At 73.5% G+C, this 16,176-nt stretch carries 14 protein-coding genes; 6 read left to right on the top strand and 8 right to left on the bottom strand.

The genetic code is table 11. The features are described from left to right. Positions 1-160: 160 nt before the first annotated feature. The gene (locus J2S55_RS18575) at positions 161-1,351 is read left to right on the top strand and encodes a sensor histidine kinase (RefSeq protein WP_306862382.1); all 1,191 of its coding nucleotides are present in this window, start codon (positions 161-163) and stop codon (positions 1,349-1,351) included. Here J2S55_RS18575 and J2S55_RS18570 read toward each other — a convergent pair. Then, positions 1,348-1,980: a response regulator transcription factor gene (locus J2S55_RS18570; protein WP_306862380.1), complete on the bottom strand. Its 633-nt coding sequence runs from the start codon at positions 1,978-1,980 to the stop codon at positions 1,348-1,350. The two genes, J2S55_RS18575 and J2S55_RS18570, sit on opposite strands and share 4 nt — an antisense overlap. 105 nt (positions 1,981-2,085) lie before the next feature. Here J2S55_RS18570 and J2S55_RS18565 point away from each other — a divergent pair, with 105 nt between their 5' ends. Together J2S55_RS18565 and J2S55_RS18560 are read left to right on the top strand one after the other, a co-directional pair. After that, positions 2,086-2,289, top strand: coding sequence for a DUF6229 family protein (locus J2S55_RS18565; RefSeq protein WP_306862377.1), 204 nt, complete (start codon positions 2,086-2,088; stop codon positions 2,287-2,289). 17 nt (positions 2,290-2,306) lie between these two features. Continuing rightward, positions 2,307-5,219, top strand: coding sequence for a type 2 lanthipeptide synthetase LanM family protein (locus tag J2S55_RS18560; RefSeq protein WP_306862375.1), 2,913 nt, complete (start codon positions 2,307-2,309; stop codon positions 5,217-5,219). Positions 5,220-5,342: 123 nt separating this feature from the next. On the opposite strand, the gene J2S55_RS18555 is transcribed toward J2S55_RS18560, so the two are convergent. Next, on the bottom strand, positions 5,343-7,607 hold the full coding sequence (locus J2S55_RS18555; RefSeq protein ID WP_306862372.1) for a bifunctional polysaccharide deacetylase/glycosyltransferase family 2 protein: 2,265 nt from the start codon (positions 7,605-7,607) through the stop codon (positions 5,343-5,345). Next, a complete protein-coding gene (locus J2S55_RS18550) occupies positions 7,604-8,146 on the bottom strand; it encodes a hypothetical protein (protein ID WP_306862369.1) in 543 nt (180 codons plus the stop codon). The genes J2S55_RS18555 and J2S55_RS18550 overlap by 4 nt, the downstream gene beginning before the upstream one ends. A gap of 553 nt (positions 8,147-8,699) precedes the next feature. Here J2S55_RS18550 and J2S55_RS18545 point away from each other — a divergent pair. Beyond that, positions 8,700-9,458, top strand: coding sequence for an IclR family transcriptional regulator (locus J2S55_RS18545; RefSeq protein ID WP_306862368.1), 759 nt, complete (start codon positions 8,700-8,702; stop codon positions 9,456-9,458). 123 nt (positions 9,459-9,581) lie between these two features. Beyond that, positions 9,582-10,475, top strand: a complete 894-nt coding sequence (locus J2S55_RS18540; protein ID WP_306862365.1) for an SMP-30/gluconolactonase/LRE family protein — start codon at positions 9,582-9,584, stop codon at positions 10,473-10,475. Between the two features lie 235 nt (positions 10,476-10,710). On the opposite strand, the gene J2S55_RS18535 is transcribed toward J2S55_RS18540, so the two are convergent. After that, positions 10,711-10,992, bottom strand: a complete 282-nt coding sequence (locus J2S55_RS18535) for an extracellular solute-binding protein (RefSeq protein WP_306862362.1) — start codon at positions 10,990-10,992, stop codon at positions 10,711-10,713. 201 nt (positions 10,993-11,193) lie between these two features. Between J2S55_RS18535 and J2S55_RS18530 the strand changes: the two genes are divergently transcribed. Beyond that, on the top strand, positions 11,194-12,219 hold the full coding sequence (locus tag J2S55_RS18530) for an endo alpha-1,4 polygalactosaminidase (RefSeq protein WP_306862359.1): 1,026 nt from the start codon (positions 11,194-11,196) through the stop codon (positions 12,217-12,219). Here J2S55_RS18530 and J2S55_RS18525 read toward each other — a convergent pair. The 4 genes from J2S55_RS18525 to J2S55_RS18510 form a co-directional block, all read right to left on the bottom strand. Then, positions 12,180-12,719, bottom strand: a complete 540-nt coding sequence (locus J2S55_RS18525; protein ID WP_306862357.1) for a hypothetical protein — start codon at positions 12,717-12,719, stop codon at positions 12,180-12,182. The genes J2S55_RS18530 and J2S55_RS18525 overlap by 40 nt on opposite strands. A 2-nt stretch (positions 12,720-12,721) precedes the next feature. Further along, positions 12,722-14,014, bottom strand: coding sequence for an alpha-glucosidase/alpha-galactosidase (locus tag J2S55_RS18520; protein WP_306862355.1), 1,293 nt, complete (start codon positions 14,012-14,014; stop codon positions 12,722-12,724). A 13-nt stretch (positions 14,015-14,027) separates the two neighbouring features. Next, positions 14,028-14,963 carry a zinc-binding dehydrogenase gene (locus tag J2S55_RS18515; protein ID WP_306862353.1) on the bottom strand — a complete coding sequence of 312 codons (936 nt, stop codon included), beginning with the start codon at positions 14,961-14,963 and terminating at the stop codon, positions 14,028-14,030. A gap of 87 nt (positions 14,964-15,050) precedes the next feature. Next, complete coding sequence (locus J2S55_RS18510; protein ID WP_306862350.1) at positions 15,051-15,881, bottom strand: fumarylacetoacetate hydrolase family protein; 831 nt, start codon at positions 15,879-15,881, stop codon at positions 15,051-15,053. Positions 15,882-16,176: the final 295 nt, after the last annotated feature.

Raw genomic sequence — 16,176 nt, 5'->3', positions numbered from 1 at the left:
GGGACCCGGAACGTCCCGGAGCGGCCGCCCCCGCGGCCGTGAGGCCAGGGACGTGGGGGCGCGCCGTCCGGCCACGCGGCACCGGCGCCCCTTCCTCCGCCGGGACTTGTCGGAGATCATGACGACGCGGACATCGGCGGGGTCAGGGATGGGACGGGACGTGGGTCGATGGGGCACGCTCGGCTGGCGCGATCCGGAATGCCTCGCCGCCAGCCCCGGCCGCGAACGCGTGCACCGCTTCGTCGCGATGCTGCTGATCCTGCAGCGCCTCAGCTACCTGGTCCCGGCGGGCGCGAGCCTGTTCAACGCCGACGGGCTCTACGAGGACCGGGCGCTCAACGCCCTGCTGCTGGCCGTCGCCCTGGCGTGGAACGTTCTCCAGTCCGTGTCCGTACGGCGGCGCGGCTGGTTCGCCCCCTGGGTGGTCGGCGCGGACGTGGCGGTGACCTGCGTGCTCATGATGGGGGTCACCGCCAACTGCGTGGGCGCCGCCACGACCGGCACGGCCAACTGGTCCTCCTCCGCCCTGCTGTCCACGGGGGCGGTGGTCGGCGCGTTCACCACGCGGCCCCGCCACGCCCTCGCGCTCCTGCCGCCGATCGCCGCCTACGCGGTGGCGCACGCCGGCGACCTCGGCCTGCGCTACCCGCTCCCGCTCGACCTCGCCGTGCGCGTCAACGGCTACGTGTGGTTCGCGGTGATCGTCTACTTCATCCGCCGCTACCTGGCCGCCCAGGCGCGCCGCCTGGACGACCTGACGGAGCTGCGCCTGGCCGCCGAGGCGGAGCAGGCCCGCTCGACCGAACGGCTGGCCCACTACCGGCAGTTGCACGACACGGTGCTGACCACCTTGACCGCGATCGCCCGGGGCGGCCTGGACCACCGCGCCGAGCAGGTCCGCCGGCGCTGCGCCGCGGACGCCGAGTACGTCCGGGCCCTGATCGGGCAGGACTCGGCGGGCCCGCCGACCACGCTGAGCAACGGGCTGGCCCAGGCGGTGGCCAGGGCCGCCTGCCTGGGACTGCGCGTCAGGCATGCCGCCGCGGCGCTGCCGGAGCGGCTGCCGCCCGAGGTCACCGCCGCCCTCACCGACGCCTGCGGCGAGGCGCTCAACAACGTCGCCGTGCACTCGGGCGCCGGGGAGGCCTGGCTCACCGCGGTCACCGTGGACGGCGCGGTGACCATCCGGGTGGTGGACCGGGGCCGGGGATTCGCTCCCGGGGAGACGGAGTTCGGCTTCGGGCTGCGCTCATCGGTGATCGACCGCATGCGGGAGGCGGGCGGGAGCGCCGCGATCCTGGCGGCACCGGGGGAGGGCACCTGCGTGGAACTCGTCTGGCCCGCCGGCTAGGGCAGCAGGCCGTCCTCCCTGGCCCGGACGGCCAGCTCCAGCTTGGTGTAGGCGGGCCGGCCGGCCTTGCGGTATTTGTCCTTGACCCGCTCCAGGTAGTTCTTGGCCGTCCCCGGCTGCACCCCGGCGCTGCGCGCGGCGGCGGCCAGCGTCATCCCCGAGGCGTAGGCCAGCAGCACGGCCCGTTCCTGCGGTGACAGCGTGGGCCGGTCGGCGCAGCGGTCGGACAGCCAGCCCAGGGCGAGCTCGGGAGAGTAGGCGACGCCCTCCCCGACCACCTCCCCGACCCGCGCGATCAGGGCCGCCAGGTCGTGGTCCTTGGTCAGGTAGCCGCAGGCCCCGGCCCGCACGACCTTCCTGGCCATGTCGCCGGAGGGCACCACGCTGACCACCAGCACCCGGCGGCCGGCGCGCACCAGCTCGCGGACGTTGTCGAGGGGGTCGGAGCCGTCGGCGAGGAGCAGGTCCAGGATCACCACGTCGGCCTCGCCGGTCTCGGCCTCGGCCCCGAGCAGCGCGGCGACCGTGGCCCCCGTCGCCGCCAGCCGTACTCCGGGGACCCCCGCCAGCCAGGCGGCCAGTCCGTCGATCAGCATCTGGTCGTCGTCGACCACGGAAATGGTGATCACCAACCTCTTTCTCATAGACCCCATTTGCTGTCAAGTGAGCAGTTGTGGCGTCTATCGCCCCCCTCCTCCGCCTCAGATCATGGCCACACCGAGAAGGGAGTGGCCATGAGCGTGACCATCGAGAAGGCCGAGGAGATCATCGCCGCGTGGCGGGCGGGTGAGGAGCCCGGCGACGGCTGGGACAGCCCGGCGGGCCCGCTGCTGCCCAGCGGCGAGTACGCGGAGTCCGAGATCACCATGACCGGACCGCCGATCTCCGGCCGGTGCGGCACCGCGTGCACCGCCTCCCCCACCCGCTACTGCTGCTGAGCCGGAGGGCGGAGCGCATGGCCGGTGAATTCGACCCCCCGCTGGACGTCCTGACCGGACCGGCTCTGGCCGACCTGGCGGCCCGGCTGGGGTCGATCACCGGCCTCACCGCCGCCGACCGGCGGGCCCTGCTCGACGGCGCCGCCGCGGCGCTGGAGGAGACCGTCCGCCGCAAGGTCACCCGGGTGCTGGTGCTGGAGCTCAACGCGGCGAGGATCAGCGGCCGCCTGACGGCCGCCGACCCCGCCGCCCGCTGGGAACAGTGGCGCCGGAGCGTCGCCGAGCCCGCGTTCTGGCGGGAGCTCGCCGGCCACTATCCCACCATGCCGGGCAGGCTGCGGACCGTGATCGGCAACCGGTGCGAGGCCGCCGCCCTCCTGGCCCGCCGGTACGCCGCCGACAGGGCCGTGCTCCCCACCGGGGAGCTGACGAGTGTGGAGTTCGGCGCCGGCGACAGCCACCGTGGCGGGCACGCCGTCGCCGTCCTGCACGGCGTGGACGGCCGCGTGGTCTACAAACCACGCCCGCTCCAGGTGGACGCGGAGCTCGCCCGCCTCATCCCACGCGTGCTGCCCGGCGAGCCGCTCATCCGCGTGCCCGAAGTGATCGTCCGTGACGGGTACGGCTGGGCCGAGCACATCCGGCACCGCCACTGCGACGGCGACGCCGAGCTGCGCGCCTTCTACCGGGGGATCGGCCACTGGCTGGCGCTCATGCGCCTGCTGGGCGGCAGCGACCTGCACGCCGAGAACCTGATCGCGGCCGGACCCCACCCCGTCGTCGTCGACTGCGAGACGCTCTTCACCCCGCACGCCTCCGCCGCCCCCTCCGGCTACGGCCTGGCCGTCGACCGGGCGGTGAGCCTGGTCGAGGGCTCGGTGCTGCGCACCGGGCTGCTGCCCGGCCGGGGCGTCGCGCTGGGCTGGCGCGGGGTCGACCTCTCCGCCGTCGGCGCCCTGCCCGGACAGCAGCCGTACATGGAGCTGCCCGTCGTGCTCGGCGCGGGCACCGACACCGCCAGGCTGGGCGTGGAGCGCGTGCCCGTCCCGCAGACGGCCAACCACCCCAGCCCCGGACCGGTGCTCGGCCGCTACTGGGACCTGATCCTCGCCGGGTTCGACGAGCTGACCGAGCGCCTGCACGCGATGGACGGCCGGGGCGAGCTGGCCGGGGCGCTCGACGCCTTCACCGACTGCCCGATCCGGGTGGTGCTGCGCTCCACCGAGTCCTACGCCGAGCTGGGCAGGATGCTCTGGCACCCGGCCGCGCTGCACGACGAGGCGGCGGCGCGTGACAAGACCGCGCGGCTGCTGGCCGAGCAGGCCGGGAACGTGCCGGGCGCGCCCGCCGACCCCACCGTCATCGCGGCGGAGGTGGACGAGCTCTGCGAGGGCGACGTCCCCTTCTTCGCCACCACCCCGCGCAGGGGGCGCATGGACGGCCCCCGCGGTACCGCCCACGGACCCGGGCAGGATCTCGTCGCCGACGCGGTGCGCCGCTGGCGCGGCCGCGACCAGGCGCTGGACCGCCAGGTGATCCAGGCCGCCCTGGTCAGCGCCTATCTCAACGAGGGCTGGCTGCCCGACGAGAAGCCGCTGGCCCCCGCCCTGGTCCGCACCGACGACCTGGACGGCAGGCGCCGCACGGTGGCCGCGGGCATCCTGCGCGGCGTGCTGGACAGCGCGGTGCTCGCCGAGGACGGCACCGTCACCTGGATCAGCCCCGTCCTCAACCCCACCGGCTGGACCGTGCAGCCGCTCTCGTCCGACCTGTACGGCGGGGCGCACGGGGTGGCCGTGCTCCTGGCCGCCTACCTCCAGGAGGCCGGGCAGGGCCGGGCCGACCCGGTGGACGGGGTGGCGGAGCTGCTCGCGGGCACGCTGCGCACGATCAGGCAGATCGAGGACAGGGACGCCGAGCACCGGCGGGAGGGCGTGCGCCTGCGCCCCCAGCCCCCCGGCGGCTACATCGGCGTCGGCTCCCAGATCTGGGGCTGGCTGCTGCTGCGCCGGCTCGGCGCCGTCGGACGGGAGGAGGCGCTCACCCGGGCGTCCGCGCTGGCCGCGACGGTGCCCGGGTCGGTCGCGGCGGACGATGTGTACGACCTGGTGACGGGCATGGCGGGAGCGGTGGTGCCGCTGCTGGGACTCGCCTCCCAGACGGGCGACGGGCAATGGGCCGGACAGGCGGCCGCGATCGGGGTACGGCTGGCCGAGCTCGCCCAGAGCCGGGAGCCGGGGGTCTGCTGGCCGAGCGCCCGCTTCCCGCAGGGGCTCGGCGGCCTCGCCCACGGCGCCACCGGCATCGGCTGGGCCCTGTCCCGCCTGGCCGCCTCCCCCACCGGGGCGCCTGCCTCCGGCACGACCGCCCCTGACGCCGTGACCCCACTCTCCGGCGCCGGAACCGCCTCCCCCACCGGGGCGCCTGCCTTCGGCACGACCGCCCTGGCCGCGTTCGCCTACGAGGACTCGCTCTACGATCCCGGGCTCGGCGGGTGGCGTGACCTGCGTGAGGACGGGATCACCGCCGCCGCCTGGTGCCACGGCGCCGGTGGCGTCGGCGTGGTGGCCGCCGACCGGCTGGCGCGTGAGGGCGGCGAGCGGTGGCGCGAGACGCTGCGCCGCGCCGCCGCGGCCTGCTGGGGCGAGGGCCTGGGCTGGAACCACACGCTCTGCCACGGCGACCTCGGCGCCTGGGAGGTGATCGACCTGGCGCTGGCCGCCGGCGTCGGTCCCCGGGGCGTGGACAGGGAGAGGCTGGACGCCTCCATCCTCGGCGGCATCGAGGAGCACGGCCCGGTCAGCGGCCTGGCCAGAGACGTCTTCGCCCCCGGTCTGCTGCCCGGGCTGGGCGGCGTGGCCTACCAGCTGCTGCGCATGCGCGCCGGCGGCGCCCTGCCCTCCGTCCTGCTGCCCGACCCGGAGGGATGAGGTGTCCGGCCAGCCGACGGGGCCGGCCCGGCCCCAGGCGGCCCGGCCGTCCGGGGCCGGGCCGCCTGGGCCGTCCGGGCCGTCCGGCGCCGAGCCCGGGGACCGGGAGGCCGGGAGACCGTCTCAGCCCGCGAAAGTGCCCTCCCGGCGGATCGTCTGCCAGCGCAGGCGCACCCCGAGCACGGCGGTCGCCACCGACTGGATCACCACCAGGTACATCAGCTGCCGGTAGACGAACTGCTGCAGCGGCAGCACCCACAGTGCCGAGGCCCGCTCGCGGTCCAGGCGCAGCGCGTACCAGCCGCTGAACGCCTGGACGAGCACGAATCCCGCCCAGACGGCCACCACCGGCAGCGGATCTCCCACCAGCACGCTGTAGACGGCCATGACGTCCACGACCGGGGCGAGCAGCGGTAGCACCACCTGGAACAGCGTCAGGTAGCCCAGGCAGCGCCGGCCGAACGGGCCCGGCTCCGCGATCGCGCGGCGGTGCTTCCACATCGCCTGCAGCGTGCCGTAGCACCAGCGGTAACGCTGGCGCCACAGCTGCCCGAGCGAGGTCGGCGCCTCGGTCCACGCCAGCGCGTTCTCCTCGTAGACCACCCGCCAGCCGCCCCGGCACATCGCCATGGTCAGGTCGGTGTCCTCGGCCAGGGTGTCGACGCTGACTCCCCCGATCTCCCGCAGCGCCGAGCGCCGGAAGGCCCCGATCGCCCCCGGCACGGTGGGCATGCACCCCAGCAGGTCGAAGGCGCGACGGTCGAGGTTGAAGCCGATGACGTACTCGATGTGCTGCCAGCGGCCGATCATGCCGCGCCGGTTGCCGACCTTGGTGTTGCCGCTGACCGCGCCCACGGCCGGGTCGGCGAGCGGCCGGACCAGGTGCTCGATGGTGTCGGGCTCGAAGACGGTGTCGCCGTCCACCATGACCAGGATGTCGTGCGAGGCGTGCGCGATACCGGTGTTGAGCGCCGCGGGCTTGCCGCCGTTCTCCTGGCGGATCACCCGTACTCCGGGCAGATCGAGGGAGGCGGCGATGGCGGCGGTGCCGTCGGAGGAGCCGTCGTCCACGACGATCACCTCCAGCGCGCCGGGATAGCCGGTGTTCACCAGTGAGCGTACGGTGGCCTCGATCCCGGCCTCCTCGTTGTAGGCCGGGACGATCACGCTGACGGCGGGCGGCGCGGGCCATGCCGGGGCACGCCCGGCCCGCCTCTTGCCGCCCCGTGCGCGCCGGGCGTGCACCCATGCCAGGACCAGGAAGAACAGCAGCCGCAGCAGGGTGAGACCCCCGGCGACGGCCAGGACCCACGACATCACCGTGACGAAGCCGCTCGCCCCGCGCTGGGCGAGACCCAGCCCGGTGCCGGCGACGCGCTCCAGGTCTCCGGCCGGGGCGTGGGCGGAGGGCATACCGAGCGCGGAGGTGAGCGTCGTCGCCCGATACTTCTGCTCGGCGAGCCTGGTGAGCAGGCGGTCCACCGCGGCGACCGTCTGACCGCGGTCGCCTCCCGAGTCGTGCATCATGATCACCGCGCCTCTGCCCCGGCGGGGGAGAGCGGCGCGGACGATCTGGTCGACGCCGGGCCTGGCCCAGTCCTTGGTGTCCAGGTCGGTGAGCGCGACGATGTACCCTTCCCCTCCCATGACACGCAGCGCGCGCAGCTGGGGGCCGGTGACGGCCGCCGGAGAGGAGGAGTACGGCGGGCGCACCAGGCGGGTGTGCACGCCCGCCGCGCCGGCCAGCGCCTTCTGCGTCAGCGACAGCTCCAGCCGTAACCGCCAGTCCGGCACGGCGGCGAGGTCGGCGTGGGCGTAGGTGTGGTTGCCGATCTCGTGTCCCTCGGCGACGATCCGCCGGACCAGCTCGGGGTTCTCGGCGATCCGGGCGCCGACGGCGAAGAACGTCGCCTTGGCGGAGTGCTTGGCGAGCACGTCGAGCAGCTGCGGGGTCCAGCGCGGGTCGGGGCCGTCGTCGAAGGTGAGCGCCACCGTGCGGGCCGGGAGGCGGGCACTGTCCGGCCTGGCACCGGTGAGATTGAGCACCGGGCCGCCGTGCCGTACGTCGTCGAGCTCGGTGGAGGGCCGGTCGGCCGGGGGCGGGGCGGCGTGCGTCTCGCCCACCGTGCTGGTCGCGTACCCGTTGAGCAGCAGCGCTCCCGCCATCAGCACGACGCCGACCGCGACCAGGAACCAGTGCCCTCGCGGGTCGCCCTGCCGCCGGCGCCGTCCCCGGTCCGCGGGGCGCCCTCCTCCGTCCTGGGACTGCCCGGGCGGGGGCGGCATCAGGTCGGCGAGGGTGACGGTGGCGGAGTCGGCGGACCCCGCCGTCCCGGCCGGATCCAGCGGCGGCCATACCTGTGTCGCCGGTGGCGGCTGCGGGCTCATCCCTTCGCCCCTGAGGTCTTGTCCGGGTTACGGCCGGGCGGGGTCTTGGCGTGGCCCGGCGGCTCGGTCCGTCCGGCGGTCGGCTCCGGCGACTGCTCGGGCGCCGTCGGTTCCTGCGGTGGGGCGGCCGTGGAGGGGTCCTCGGCGGGCGGTGAGGCCGGCCGCTCCGAGGGCGCCGGCAGGGGCGTCACCCGCGCCGGGGAGGAGACCGTGGGCCGGGCCGTGCGGCGGACCGGCGGCGTCGGGCGCTGCCGGGCGAAAACCGTGGTGGCCTCCGCACTCGGCGTGGGCCGCGCCGACCGCGTGGGCCCGCCCTCGGGCCCGGCCGTGGTGGCGACGGGCGCCGGCCGCGTGGGACGGTCCCCGGGCCAGCCGACCAGCGGCAGCGACGTGCCGGTGAACAGTCCGCCGACCACGGCCGCCACCGACACGGAAATCAGGGCGCCGACGCCGATGCCGACGGCCTTCAGGAGTCGCCGGCGTCTGCCGGTCTGGTCGACGAACACGGCCGTGCCGGTGGGATGCTGCCTGTCACTCACGGACGCAGATGGTAGTGACACATGGTTACGTATGGGGAATTTCATCACGTTTGTGACCAGGCGGATGACGGACGGTGACCTCGCCGGACGGTGACAGCCGCCGGCCACGTCCGTGGAGACGGCCGGAGAATCCGCGGACCGCGAGGAATCCGCGGACCGCGAGGAATCCGCGGACCGCGAGGAATCCGCGGACCGCGAGGAATTCCCGGGACGGGGGAATTCCCGGCCAGGAGAGTCTCGATGCCTGGAGAATTCCGGGATTCTCGGTGAATTTCCGAGACGTTCATGGAACGGAGCGTGACGTCAACCTTTCCAGGCATCCGTGCGCACCTCACGGGACGCGCCTTTCCCGACCCGTGCGACCGGCACGCGCGGATCCCCGCCGGCCGACGTCGGTCACGCAAGGCCATGGATAGGCTGCACATTGTTTCGACGTTCCACCGTCACGGTTTCCACGCCGCACCGGCACATCCTCTCCGCCCCTGCCCAGAAGTAGCATCTGTTCCGTATAACGCTATAGCATTCCATTATCCGGAATATTTGAGGAGGATCCATGGGCGAGGCCCAGTCTCCGGTGGGAAGCGTCGACCGCGCCCTGCTGATCCTGCAGGAGATCGGCAGGCACAGCAGGGGGATGACCCTCGACGAGCTGGCCACCCGGCTCGGGCTGCCCAAGAGCTCGCTCCACCGCCTGCTCGGCGCGCTGAAGCACCGGGGGTTCGCCGCGCAGCCCGAGCCCAGCGGGCCCTACTTCCTCGGCTCCGAGATGCTCGCCACGGCCTTCCGCTTCCACGAGACCATGGACCTGCGCGCCATCGTCCGTCCCCTCCTGCTCCGGCTGAGCGAGGAGTTCGCCGAGACCGTGCACATGGCCACGCTCGACGGGGGCGAGGTCGTCTACCTGGACAAGGTCGAGGCGGTCCGTTCGATCACGATGACCTCGGTGGTGGGCGGGCGCAACGCCGCGCACTGCACCGGCGTGGGCAAGGCGTTGCTGGCCTGGACCTACCCGACCGACGAGGCCGTCAAGGCGTGGGCGGAGAGATACGGCCCGCTCGCCGCGCCGAGCCGCAACACCATCACGAGCCCGGCGAAGCTGGCCGCGCACCTGGCCCAGATCCGGGAGCGGGGCTACGCGCTGGACCTGGAGGAGAACGAGCCCGGCGTGCGCTGTGTCGCCGCACCCGTCTTCATGGGCAAGCCCACCCCCGTCGCCGCGGTGAGCGTGACGGCCCTCAAGGACCGCATGCCTCCGGCCAGGATGGAGGAGGTCGGCGCGGCCCTGCGGCAGGCGGTCGCCGAGCAGCTCTGACCCTTGACACCGCACTCCCCGCGGTGGTCTCCTCTAGCCTGTTCGGAATCAAATTCTGCATCACGGAATTAAGGGAGTGCGGATGAGACTCAGCAGCTGGCGCGTCCCCACCGTGAGCCCGCGATGACCAGGGTCTCGGAACCGGAGATCGTCCCGGTGCCCCGGGCGCGGCTGGGCGAGGGGCCACGGTGGGACGGACGCACCGGGACGCTCCTGTGGGTCGACATCCCGGCGGGCCGGGTGCACCGTCTCGACCCCTCCGACGGCTCGCACGGCGTGATCGACGTGGGACAGCCGGTCGGGGTGGTGGCCCCCAGGGCCGCCGGCGGGCTGGCGCTCGCCGTCCGGGACGGCTTCGCCGTACTCCCCGAGCCCCGGTGGGCGGCCCCCACGACCGGGGACGCCGCCGCGCACGGCGGCCTGGAGCTGATCGCGCCGGTGACGGCCGCCGAGCGGCCGGGCAACCGGATGAACGACGGCGCCTGCGACCGCGCGGGCAGGTTCTTCGCCGGCACCAAGGCGGAGGACGACACCCCCGGAGCGGGCGCGGTCTACCGGCTCGACCCCGACCACCGCTGCGAACGGGTGCTGGAGGGGGTCACGGTCTCCAACGGGATCGCCTGGAGCCCGGACGAGCGGCTGCTCTACTACGTGGACACGCCCACCGGACGGGTGGACGTCTTCGACTACGACCCGGGTGACGGGCGGCTCGGCAACCGCCGGACGTTCGCCGAGATCTCGCGGGGGATGCCCGACGGGATCACCGTGGACGCCCGCGGCCACGTGTGGGTCGCGCTGTGGGGCGGCGGCGCCGTCCTGCGCCTGCGCCCCGACGGACGGCTGGACCTGACCGTCGAGATCCCCGCCACCAACGTGACGAGCTGCGCGTTCGGCGGCCCCGACCTCGACGTGCTGTATGTGACCACCGCCTCCGACGGCACGGCGGGCGGCGAGCTGCTGCGCTGCCGCACCTCCGTCGAGGGGATGCCGGCCAACCCCTACCGGGAGCGCGCGTGACGGTCCCGGAGACCGGCCGGACGCCCCGCTGAGGCCCCGGGCCCGAGGACGTGCCCGCGGACCCCGCGGGCACGTCCTCGGGCCCGCGCCCCGGCTCAGCCCTTGACCGCGCCGGTCAGCGCCTGGACGAACCGGCGCCGGCCGAAGAGGAACACGCCGAGCACGGGGAGCGTCGTGAGCACCGTGCCCGCCATGACCGCCGGCCAGTCGGCGCGGTGCTGGCCCTGGAAGGTCGTCAGCCCCCCGGTACGGCGAGCACCGCGTCGGTCTTGGCGGCAGCCTTGACCCGCCGCTCGTCGTGCTCGAAGACGACCCAGTTGTCGGGCCCCGAGACCGTCTCGTGGTTGCCGTCCGTGCCGGGCAGCCGCGCGACGCCGTAGTCGAGTTTCGCCGCCTGCAGGTCCGGGAGCACCCACGGGCCGGACAGGAAGAGGGCCGGCCGTCCGGACTCGAACAGCTTCTGCCCCTTCTCGGCCGGGCTGGAGTCGAGGTAGACCGACTTATCGTCGGCCGTCATGCAGACTAGCTTTCCGCTATACGGAATACGCTGAAAAACGTGGCTACTTATGGAACGGGACAGGGTGTGCCGGCAGGCCGTCCACCGGCACCCTCCTCCCCGTGGGCGTCCGCCGGGACCGCCGGGGAGTTGACAAGCTCGCCTCCACCCCGATTTCCTTGATCGCGAAATTTAATTCCGCTATACGGAAAGTAGAGAACTTTGTTGGTCAACTTCCGGGCGCTCCGCCCGGCCCCGCTCCGCCTCGCCGGGCGGCTGGCCGTGGCGGCGGCCGTACTCCTGGCCCCGGTCACGGCCCTCGGCGCCACCGCCTCGGCCGACGCCGCCGCTCCCGCCACCGCCTCGGCCGCACCGGCCGGCGCCGCCGCGAGCGCGGCCATCTGGCGCCCTCCGGTGCAGAGCCGCTGGCAGTACCAGCTCGAAGGCAGCACGGCCCACGCGGCGACCGGCGGGATCGACGTCGACGTCTGCGTGACCCCGCAGACGGGCGGCGCCTGCGTCCGGCCGAGCGTGTTCGACATCGACCTCTACGTGGACGCCGCCGTCGCCGGCAACAACACGACCGTCAACACGGCGGCCGTCAAGGCGATCCACGCGCGGGGCGCCAAGGCGATCTGCTACGTCGACTCCGGGTCGATCGAGGAGTTCCGCCCCGACTACCGGCAGTTCGTCGACTGGCACAAGAGCCACGGCAACTCCCTGCTGGGCAAGCCCTTCAGCGCGGAGTTCCCCAACGAGCGCTGGGCCAACATCAACAACGACAAGGGGCAGCGTGACTTCCTCCTGCGGATGATGGAGGCCAGGGTCGCCAAGTGCGCCGCGGCCGGATTCGACGGCGTGGAGTTCGACGTCGTGCACGCGCACGAGGAGGGGGCCTCCGTCACCGGCTGGAAGATCAGCGCGGCGACCCAGCTCGTCTACAACCGGGCGCTGGCCGACATGGCGCACCGGCACGGCCTGTCGGCGGCGCTCAAGAACGACCTGAGCCAGGTCTCCGATCTGGTGTCGAGCTTCGACTACGCGGTCAACGAGGAGTGCTTCCAGTGGGGCGAGTGCGCCGAGCTCAAGCCCTTCGTCCAGGCCGGCAAGCCGGTCTTCCAGGTGGAGTACAAGACCTCGCCGTCGAGCTTCTGCGCCAAGGCGAACGCCGCCGCGCTCAACTTCAACGCCATCAAGAAGGCCTCCGACTACTCCCTGAAGAACCAGCCGTACAAGCCCTGCCGCTGACCCGGCCAGACGTTCATGCCAGCCTCGGTACGAGCCTGAGCGCGTTGCCGGTGTAGACCTGCTCCAGCACGTCGTCGGGGAGGTCGAGCCCGCTGATGGTCCAGCGGCCCATCAGCGGCGGGTCGTCCAGGGAGTGGGCGAACGCCTCGTCGCGCGGCCAGCCGCTCGCCGAACCCCGGCTCGGCGGCCTGCGACCAGTCGACGTGGCAGAACGTGGCGAACTTCCCGGGGTGGGCGGCGTCGTAGCGCTCGATGTTCTCGGCCAGCTCCCGGCCCCAGCGGCCGTCGAGGTTGACCATGCCGCGCAGGTTGAGCGCGTCCATCGTCTCCAGCAGCGCCGGCACGTCCTTGACCATCCAGTCGCCGTCCTCGGTGAGCCAGCGGCCGAGGTGGATGTGGGCGTCCACGGCGGGCAGGCGGGCGCGGTCGACGTGGTGGACGGGGACCCGGAGCTGGGAGACGGGGCGGTAGCGGGAGAGCGGTAGATCCGGGGTGCACACGGTCAGTCCCTGACGCCTTCGGGCAGCAGGTCCCCGTGGGCGGCGATCAGCTCGTCGACCAGCTCGCGGATCCGGCGGACCGGCAGGGTGGCCGCGGTGTTCGGGTCGAGCAGGGCGGCCTGGTAGACGTGGTCGCGGCGGCCTTCCAGGGCGGCCTTCACGGTCAGCTCGCTCACGTTGAGCGTGCTCCTGTTGAGCGCGGCGAGCTGGGTGGGCAGCTCGCCGATCCTGGTCGGCTGCACCCCCGCCCGGTCCACGTGGCAGGGCACCTCGACGCAGGCGTCGGCGGGGAGGTTGGCGATGAGCCCCCCGTTCCGGACGTTGCCGTGGATGAGGCGGGGGGTGCCGGTCTCCATGGAGTGGATGGCCAGTGAGGCCAGCTCGTCGCCGCGTTCGATGGTCACGCCCTCGCCGGCGTCGAGGGAGCGCTTCTGCGACTCGTACTCGGCGAAGCCGTCGGCCAGCCAGTCCAGGTAGACGCCGACCGGGATGCGGTAGTGCTCGACCTGGTCGGCGTGCGGGAGGAACCAGGGCAGGTATTCGGAGCCGTGCTCGCTCGACTCCGTCGGAAAGTAGCCGAAGTTCTGGTACACCTCCACGCGGACCCTGCGCCGCAGCTCGGGGTCGGCCTCGATGAGCTCGTCCAGCCGGCGGTACAGGTTCTCCCCGTTCCGCTCGAAGCGGAGCACGAACGCCTGGTGGTTGACGCCCGCGGTGGTGAAGGAGATCTCCTCCTCCGGCACGCCGACCATCCTGGCCAGGGTGGACTGGGTGTCGCGCGCGGCGTGGCAGACGCCCACGACGTTGCGGAACGGCGTGCCCGCGTAGACCGCCCACGGGATCATCGACATCGGGTTGGTGTAGTTGAACAGCACCGCGCCGGGGGCGAGCTCGGCGAGGTCGTGCCCGATGGCGACCATCACGGGGATGGTGCGCAGCGCCCGGAAGATCCCGCCGATGCCCAGGGTGTCGGCGATCGTCTGGCGCACGCCGTACCGGGCGGGGATCTCGAAGTCACGCTGTACGGCGGCCAGCCCGCCGACGGCGATCTCGTTGATGACATAGTCGGCGCCGTCGAGCGCGGCCCTGCGGTCGGCGTGCGCCTCGATCTTGGCTCCGACGCCCAGCTCGGCGACCATCCAGGTGGCCATCGCCTCGGCCGTGGCCAGCCGCGCGGGATCGATGTCGTGCAGCACGATCGTCGACTCGGTCAGCTCGGGGAAGGTCAGGATGTCGGAGAGCAGGTTCTTGGCGAAGGTGATGCTACCGGCGCCCACCAGGACGATCCGGGCCATGGGATACCTCGATTCAGGGGGCGAGCAGTGCCTTGACGGGGGTGGCGCGGCCGTTCATCAGCGCGGTGAAGATCTCGACGCCCTCGGCGAGCGGGAAGGTGTCGACCCAGCTCAGGTCCCAGCCGCCGACCAGGTCCACCGCGGCGGCGAAGTCGGCGTCGCGGTAGGCGAAGGAGCCGAGCACCCGCTTCTCGCCGCGCACGAGATCGGCGGCGTCGAATCCGGCGGTGCTGTCTGCCAGGCCCAGCCAGACCGTGACCCCGCCCGGCCGCAGGCGGGCCAGCGACTGCTCGTGGGTGACGGCCGCGCCGACCGCGTCGAAGATCACGTCGTACTCGCCGGTCAGCGTGGACACGGCCGCGTCGGCGCCCAGCCGGCCCGCGATCTCGCGGCGGCTGTCGGACCGGTCGGCGATCTCGACCCGCCCGGCCCCGCCCGCCACCGCGACCTGCAGGCAGGCCAGGCCGATGGCGCCGGCGCCGATGACGCCCACCCGCGCCCCCGCCGGAGCGCCGGCCAGCGCCCAGGCGTGGACGGCGTTGGCCGCCGGCTCGACGATGCCCGCCGCCGTCCAGTCGAGCCCCTCGGGCAGCGGGACCAGCGCGCCGGTGGGCACGGCGACCCGCTCGGCGAACGCGCCCGGCGTGTGCACCCCGACGATCCGCCGCTCCCGGCACACGTTGCGCAGCCCCAGCGCGCACAGGTCGCAGCGGCCGCAGGAGAGGATGGGGTTGACGATGACGGGGCGGCCGTCCTCCGTGCGGCCGGCGAACTCGTGCCCCATCACCAGCGGCGGCACCCGGAAACCGGGCGTCTTGACGCCGTGCAGCTCGCTGCCGCAGATGCCGGAGGCGACCACGTCCACCAGCACGTCGCCGGGGCCCGGCTCGGGCTCGGGCACCTCGCGCATCTCCACGGTGCCGGGCCCGGTGAACACCAGGGCCCTCACCGGAGCTCGCCGCCGGCCGGATGTGCGTATCTCACAGAAACTCCTGTCCAGGGGGTCGGATGCGGCACGGGGTCGGCCCGCCGGCCGTCACCTGCCGACGACGGGGTCGCGCAGGGTGCCGATGCCCTCGACGCTCACCTCGACGACGTCTCCGGGCCGGAGCGAGCGCCGCGGGTCCATGAACTCGCCGCAGCCCCACGGGGTGCCGGTCAGCACCACGTCGCCGGGTTCGAGGGTGAAGGCGCGGGAGCAGTAGGACAGCAGCTCGGCGACGCCGAAGAGCATCTCCGCGGTGCTGGAGTCCTGCACGGTCTCGCCGTTGACTGCTGTCCGCAGCCGGAGCGACTGCGGGTCGCCGAGCTCGTCGGGGGTCACGACGGCCGGGCCGAGCGGGCAGAAGGTGTCCAGGCTCTTGCCGCGTGTCCACTGGCCGTCGGCGAACTGCAGGTCGCGGGCGGAGACGTCGTTGGCCACGGTGTATCCGGCCACTCCCGCCAGTGCCTCGGCCGGGCTCGCGTGCCGGATCGGCGCGCCGATGACGGCGGCCAGCTCGACCTCCCAGTCGACCCGCTCGGTCAGCTCGCCGTCGATGACGATCGGCTCGCCGGGGCCGATCACGCTGGAGGGGAACTTGGCGAACATCAGCGGGCGCTCCGGCCTGTCCATCCCCGCCTCACGGATGTGGTCCAGGTAGTTCAGCCCGATCGCCACGATCTTGCCGGGCCGCAGCGGCGCCACGGGCACCGCGTCCGCGATCGGCCCGGCCGCCGAGGCGGCCAGCCGCCGGGTCTCGTCGATGCCCCCGGCCAGCACCGTCTCCAGCGGCGTGCCGGCCGGGACGTCCAGCGCGTACCAGAGCCCCTCTCGATCCACCGCGGCCAGCCGGGCCCCTCCGGCGCGCACCGTGCCGAGTCTCATTCACCCTCCTCATTTCATTCCGTATCGCAGAATGCAGTTCTGAACTGGCGACAGAACACCACCCGGGGCGATCGACTGTCAAGCGTCAGCGGAAAGATCCCAGATGAGAACGGTCGTCCTAGGGCACCACCCAGGAGGCACCGCGGACCGGGCGCCGGACCAGCCGATCCCCGCGCGGGACACGGCCCGGGGAGCGGGGTGGGACGCGCGGCGGACCGGCCGGTCCCGGCGGACACCCAGGCCGGAGCGGCGCGATCCGCTACAGAGCACACCTCGCCGGCGAGCACAGCCCATA

The organism is Streptosporangium brasiliense, assembly GCF_030811595.1.
GTDB lineage: Bacteria > Actinomycetota > Actinomycetes > Streptosporangiales > Streptosporangiaceae > Streptosporangium > Streptosporangium brasiliense.
Note: the sequence above shows the minus strand (reverse complement) of the source record. Positions and strands in the feature narration are given on the sequence as shown.